The following is a 6,715-nucleotide window of genomic DNA, read 5'->3' on the forward strand; positions in this document are numbered from 1 at the left end:
CCAGAAGTAGCTTCTTCGGAAATAAGCCGAAATTTCACAAAAATTTGAGAAGCAAATTTCGTAAATTCCTTCTTATTTCTTGAAGCGGACCTCTTCTGTCACAACCTCTTTAGCTTACGCTTAAGATTTTTTATTGCGGTCTTCAATGTGTACATCACCGCTTGTGTCAATATCCAATTCTTCTCGGCTAACATCTTCTGTCACTTTTTCAACGTCTTCATGTTCTTCTTTATGAATTCCCACTTCTTCACGAACAACTGTATGTTTGCTAACATCTACTTGCTCTTCTTTGATTGGGATAGTGATTGTGTCATCTTCCAAGTTTTCGTCTGTACCCTGTGAAGATGGATCTGTTACTGGTTTGCGCTCGATGACGATTTCTTCACGTTTGACCGGTACTTCTACCGTTTCAGTATCGTTGACCACATGTTTGTGGATGTCGACTTCTCCAGTGGTAACATCATGTGTATTTACATCTAATTTTTCTTCTTTTAGTTGAATCGTATCATCATCTAGATTTGGTTTGCGATCAATGTCTTCAGTCTCTCTTGTACTCATAGAATCAGCTTCGCCAGGTACGTCCATCGGATCAGTTCCTGGTGTCATATTCAATGGATCTGTTGTATTTTGAAAGCCTGTCGTGCCATCTACGTCCATTGGATCAGTGCCAGTCCCAGTCCCTAGTCCTGTTCCCATTGTGCTTGCCGAGGTAACTGTATCTTGCGTATCCATTGTGTCTTTTGTTGTTTCTGGCTGACGATAGCCTTTTACTGTGATGACAAATTTTCCAGCAGAAATATCTCCTCTATACTGATATAAAGGATCATTTTCTGGTGTAGCCGTCTCAGAATCATAGGTATCAAAAGAAAAAGTGTCTTTTATTCTTTCCCATAAAGAACGATCTTCTTCGCCATCCATCCGATTCTCATCTGTTTCAACATCTATACCGGATAATCCGTCGAATCCCAGTCTAGTTGCTGCTTCATCAGTAGTATAAATAACGATATCATCTCGATCATACCCTTCGTTACGTAATCGTTCGATTACTGATAATGCTTCATCCCTTGTGCTGTAGCTACCGATGACTGTTAAATTTTTGTCTTCCATGTAAATTCCTCCTAGCAAATAGATTTATGATTGGTATATTTTTACTTATAAATTTATTCTATAGGAGACGATTGATTTCTACAAATATTTAGATTGGAATTAGATTAAAACATTTTAATTGAAATTTCGGAATATCTATGCTAATAGCAAAATATATATCACTAAAATAGTCATTTGTGCATTTATTCCTATAGGAAATTTTTTGAAAAAAAATCCTTATATTTCCATTTATTACGATTGTCTCATTTATCCAATCCGTGAATAAGTAAGCTACTTATATAGATAAAGAGACTGATTCCCAGTATAATCATTCCTATCATAGGATAAATTCCTATGTAAGGTGAGGAAGTCCCAGCTATTTCTAATATTCCTTTAAGAATCATCCCGACGATATAGCTAGTCAAACCAGTATTGAATAAATTGAAAGCCAAGCGATTTTGAAAAGTATTTAATATTTTTTTGAAAATAAAAAGGAATGCCCCTCCTACCATTGGAATAACCCAGACCCATCTCAAGGCTTGTGAAGTGACCCCGTGGCTAAAATGATGATAAATCCATTGAAAGATGAAAAGAAGGACTGAACTAATAAAATAACTATAAAATGCTTTTTTCTTATTCATAACTATACCCCTTTTCTTAACCTATAAAAACGATATCACTGACAGATCGTTCAGAGTTTCCGCTTCCGCCGACTGTTTGATTAATGACTTTTCCATTGAAATAAAGTGTTGTTGATCCTCCACCATCCAAATTATATGCGGTTTTTGCTCCGTGATTTTTCAATACAGTTGCTAGTTCGCTGAGACTCAACCCTTGACTATCATCTGTTCGACCTTCTGAAACAACAACGAGATAATGGTTTGTTCCAACTTGAGCAATTGCGGTTCGTGGATTACTTTTCATCGACTGCGACACTTCCTCATCTTCAGAAACAGTGACTTCTCCATTTTCAACTAAAGCAGGACCAAAAGATAAAACTTGTTGTACGTCTTCTTCTACTAGCTTCTCAGCAGATGTTTCTGCTTCTTTTATTATTGAGAAATCACCATTTTTATCAATTACTAAGTCTTCTTTCGTTTCATCATCACTAGGTGTATCACGATATAGTGTGCCATTTCTAAGTACATATCCTTTATCTCTAAAACCATAATAATCTCCGTTTATCGCTAAAATTGCTTGTTGTTCTTGTGCGATCGCAGATGTAGTTTCTTTGAAAATAGCTAGAATCGCTTACTGTAATATCAGCAACATAAACTGTGGTTTCATCAACACGTTCTGAAGATAATGTGATATTGATATTTTCATCTTGGTAGCTATTATCTGTAATCACTGGTTCAAAAGAACTTGAGTTACTCGTGCTTTTTGTGTCTGTCGTCGAGCTGGAAGTCTCTTTGGATATCGTTTCTACTGATGCTATTTCCTGAGGCAAAACAAATGTTTTTAGTAATATATAACTTGAACTTCCTAAAAAGAAAACACTCGATAGACATGCCCACATATATTTTTTTCTTAAAAAAAGTTTCATATAAATTTCCTCCTAACGAAAGACTATGCGCCTTTGAATAGAAAAACTGGCAAAAAACAATAAAATATCTACAACAGCCTTACAAAGCAAAAGCGATTGAATAATAACCGAAAGGATTGACACACCTAGCCAACTTAAAATTAGTTGAAAGAGAAACAATAAGCTGTATTTATAAAAAGCAGTATGGGCTCTTTGCTTTCTGAACACATAATGTCGGTTCATTTGATAATTGAAAATTCCTGATAGTACTCTAGAAAGTATGGTAGCAATCAACAAAGAAGCCATTGTATGATTTCCAATAAAAAATATAATGGAATAGAATAGTCCAATATCCACCAATGAAGAGGAAATCGAAGAAAAAAAGAAACGAATGAACGGACGATAAACAAGATAGGAATCTTGGAATATTCGAAAATGGGAACCTTTATTTCCATCGCTATATATTGTTTTGATAGGGATCGTAGTCATTCGATAGCCGATCTTTGGTAAAACTAGCAGTTGATTGATTTCATATTCAAACCGATTTCCTTCGATTTTGAGCAGTTCAGATAAACTAGAGATAGAAAATCCCCTCAGTCCTGTTTGTGTATCCTGTAAGTGGATACCTGAGGAAAGATAATAAAAACCGCTCGTCATTCGATTCCCGAAATAGCTTCGAAAGGGCGTGTTTTCATACGAAAAATCTCTTACACCCAAAAGGAATTCCTGACCAGCTAATCGATCTACTGCCACTAGCATTTTTTGGATGTCTTCGATTTCATGCTGACCATCACTGTCTGCTGTGACAATGCCAGTAATGTCTGGATAGGAATCAAGTATAACTGAAAAGCCGAATTTTAATGCATATCCCTTGCCTTTGTTGTCAAGTAGCTGATTTTAGTGATATTAGGATGTTCCATTCGCTGAAACAGTTTTTGATAGGTTTTCCCACTTCCATCATCAACAATGATAATCGGTACGTTTACAGATTGTGCTAATTGATTAATGAAGAATACAGTGTTTTCTGTGGGTTCGTAGATTGGAATTAATAGAATAGCTGACATATATTCACCTGTTTTTATTTGAAATTGTAGTTATTGTTGCAAGTGAAACTTAAGGGCTTCTTAAAAACTAAGAGAATCACCTCTGGTTTTGTAAAGATTTTTAAAAGACAGTTACATGGATGCTCTTTATCAAAGCAAGACAAAGTCTCTATCCTCATTTGAAGAAATGCGGTAAAATAAAGGAAATGAACAATAACTGGAGGGATTTGTATTGGACAGCAAAACTAGAAAACAACTGCAAGAAAAATTAAAACAACGTACACATTTGCTCCCTTCCGTCTTTCAACAGTTTTTAGAAGAAAATCGTTCTTCTTTATCATTAGGTAGTCGCTATGAATATGCAAAAGATTTCCATTTGTTTACTGATTATTTGAGAAAAGTATTTTCTGAAGAAGTGGATGACCAGCTGATTATCCGTCTAGAAAAACAAGATTATCAGAATTTCTTAGCTAAAATCTATCGACATACTCGTTCGTTCCAAACTACAGCGAACCAAGAAACGGAGCAATTGTTTGAAAATAGCTATTACGGGATTTCGAGGAAGCAATATTCATTAAATCATTTTTTACGATTTTTGTATCAAAAAGGACTGATTGAAGAAGAGATCTCTCTTTTGGGTACAAGTTTACCGGAAACAACCAAAGCAGCTCCGCGATATATCGATGCTGAACTTTTCAAAGATTTTGAGCATTTGTTTATCCCGATTGAAGGCTTTCGAACAAGCAGAGAAGCTAGCTTTGAAGAAAAAAATAGACCGAGGAACCTTGCGATTACTGCCATTCTTCTGTATTGCGGATTAAAGATCCATGAAGTAGTAGAACTTAAACGTAAAGATGTATCTTTGACCAAGCAGATTCTTAATCTGAATAGAAAAGAAAACAGATTGAGTAAAGTACCAATACCAAAAGAAGCGATGCCGTTTCTGGAGAACTATTTTAAGTTAACAGCACAAAATACGGACGAAAATTATTTTGTTTTTCGTTCCTCGCATGATCAACAAATTTCTCCTCGGACTATTCGCCAAATTTTGAGCAAAATCACAGTGTATAAGAATGTATCACCAGAATTATGCCGAAAAACCTATCGCTATTATACTGAACTATATTTAGATGATGCTGACGCGGTAAACTATTTATGTGGTAATCGATACCTATCTTCCCATTCTTTTCAAGAAATCTGGGAAAAAATGGTTGATTTTTCTTATCATGAATTAGCGACATTCGTTCAGGTTTCTGTCACATAGAAATCTGAACTTTTTTCACAATAAACTATGTTATTATACAAAGGTTTATGTTACGATTATCTTTATTTTGTATATTACTTAACAAAAGATAATAGAGTGTGAATGATGGAGACCATAATGTATTCCCCTTTGAATTTATTTACGAATTTTCAAGAAGCTGCAGCTGGCTTTTCCGAGATCCCGATTATCTTTGATCAGCCGCTTTCTGCTTTTCCTGAGTTAGGACTTGAAACAACTTACAAAAAATGCTTTGAAAGTGTATTAGATCGAGCTTATCAATTGGCCCATCTTGGTGTGAAATCTGGAGACAAAGTCATTATCTATAAGAGTTCCGCTTTTGACACATACCTTCTCGCTGTTTCTGTGTCTTACCTTGGTGCAGTGCCTGTCATGACTTCTTATCATCTACCAACAGCGACAATGGAAGTATTTATCGACCGTTTAGAAGACCCCTTCGTTTTATTTGATGATGAGACAAAAAAACGAGTGGGAGAAATTTCAAACGGGACTAAATCAAAACAGATTCCTATTGTTTATTTACTGGAGCAACCTACTTTTCCTGTTCCCCAATCGTTTTTAGCTAAAAATGAAATTTCTTATATGACCAATACTTCTGGTACAACTGGTATCCCTAAGCTTATTTGTCATTCCGCTCATTCTATGGGTTGGCGAACGAAATGGCAAAAAACTGTTTTTGCAAAAATTTCAGAAAAGAAATTAATTGCTTTTCACATTTCCCCCGTACATTCTAGATTCAATATTGGCATCTCTTCTTTGATGTCCATGGGTTTTCCTATGATGCCTTTAGCAGACGCACAAAGTTCAAAAGTTATTCATATGTTGGAAATCTACCGACCAGTCGCATTAGAGACTCATCCGAATAACTTTGTTCAGTGGAGTTTTACTGCTAAAGAACATCCAAAAGCTTTCTCTGGCATCCGTTATTATCACTCTACTTTTGATGCCATAAACAATCAGACAATGGAAACATTTTTGCGAACATCAATAACACAAGATGCGGTATTTCTTCAAGTATATGGCCAAAGTGAATGTGGACCAATGATTCTTAAGGCTCATACACTCGACAGTTTGAAAACGAGTGATGCAAGAGATATGGGCGTTGGACTGGAAGACATGACAAGCGCACGGATCACAGATTCAGTCGGGAACGTCCTTCCTGAAAATACAGATGGTCATATACAATTACTGTCTAAAGGACGGGCTTTGACTTATTATAAGGAAGATGCACGGTTCCAAGAAAATGTTTATGGCGATTGGTGGGATAGCGGAGATTACGGTTTTATGGATGAACATGGCCACCTATTTTTGAAAGATCGGCAAGTGGATCTGATCGAAACGATCAATAGTACATTAGCTATTGAAGACTTTTTATTAGATTCGTTAGATTTTTTGGCAGAGGTAGTGATTGTAAGAGATAAAAATCATTCTCCACAGCCGATTATTGCTTTAGCTCCTGATAAAGAAATGGATTGGAATCGCTGGTGGGAGCAAGTCCATGAACTTCCACGTTTGAACGCCCCTATCATCCGTGACTTTGATGCAATCCCGCGAACAGCTACAATGAAAGTTCAGCGGCTTCAAATCGAGAAAGAATTAAAAACACAAAACAACTAATCGTTTTTAAGCGGTTGTGAAAAAGCTGTCCTGCATCAAGTAATAAGAACAGCCAAACAAAAATAGCTCCTTATATTTTACCGTTTGTTGAGCTAATATCGAGGGCCAGTTAATTGAAGACCGTTTATTTGGAAAAAGGGAATGTGACACGATTTTTGTCAC

At 36.1% G+C, this 6,715-nt stretch carries 6 protein-coding genes and 1 pseudogene; 2 read left to right on the plus strand and 5 right to left on the minus strand.

Annotated elements, in window-relative coordinates:
* Positions 1 to 120: 120 nt before the first annotated feature.
* The 5 genes and pseudogenes from HMPREF2731_RS10960 to HMPREF2731_RS15410 all read right to left on the minus strand — a co-directional run bounded on the left by HMPREF2731_RS10960 (position 121) and on the right by HMPREF2731_RS15410 (position 3,675).
* Entirely contained in the window at positions 121 to 1,107 is a 987-nt protein-coding gene (locus tag HMPREF2731_RS10960; RefSeq protein WP_002313752.1) for a DUF2382 domain-containing protein, read from the minus strand.
* A gap of 242 nt (positions 1,108 to 1,349) precedes the next feature.
* Positions 1,350 to 1,727 (minus strand): hypothetical protein, encoded by a 378-nt coding sequence (locus tag HMPREF2731_RS10965; RefSeq protein WP_002309249.1) that lies wholly within the window; start codon positions 1,725 to 1,727, stop codon positions 1,350 to 1,352.
* Positions 1,728 to 1,743: 16 nt separating this feature from the next.
* Positions 1,744 to 2,632 (minus strand): annotated as a pseudogene (locus HMPREF2731_RS10970) (phosphodiester glycosidase family protein).
* Positions 2,633 to 2,644: 12 nt separating this feature from the next.
* Positions 2,645 to 3,370, minus strand: coding sequence for a GtrA family protein (locus HMPREF2731_RS10975; protein ID WP_002309247.1), 726 nt, complete (start codon positions 3,368 to 3,370; stop codon positions 2,645 to 2,647).
* A gap of 98 nt (positions 3,371 to 3,468) precedes the next feature.
* Positions 3,469 to 3,675, minus strand: a complete 207-nt coding sequence (locus HMPREF2731_RS15410; protein WP_231601428.1) for a glycosyltransferase family 2 protein — start codon at positions 3,673 to 3,675, stop codon at positions 3,469 to 3,471.
* 211 nt (positions 3,676 to 3,886) lie between these two features.
* Here HMPREF2731_RS15410 and HMPREF2731_RS10980 point away from each other — a divergent pair, with 211 nt between their 5' ends.
* Entirely contained in the window at positions 3,887 to 4,918 is a 1,032-nt protein-coding gene (locus tag HMPREF2731_RS10980; RefSeq protein WP_070872961.1) for a tyrosine-type recombinase/integrase, read from the plus strand.
* A 102-nt stretch (positions 4,919 to 5,020) separates the two neighbouring features.
* Positions 5,021 to 6,553 (plus strand): AMP-binding protein, encoded by a 1,533-nt coding sequence (locus HMPREF2731_RS10985; protein ID WP_083325490.1) that lies wholly within the window; start codon positions 5,021 to 5,023, stop codon positions 6,551 to 6,553.
* Positions 6,554 to 6,715 lie beyond the last annotated feature (162 nt).

This window comes from Enterococcus sp. HMSC072F02, assembly GCF_001837725.1.
GTDB lineage: Bacteria > Bacillota > Bacilli > Lactobacillales > Enterococcaceae > Enterococcus_B > Enterococcus_B lactis.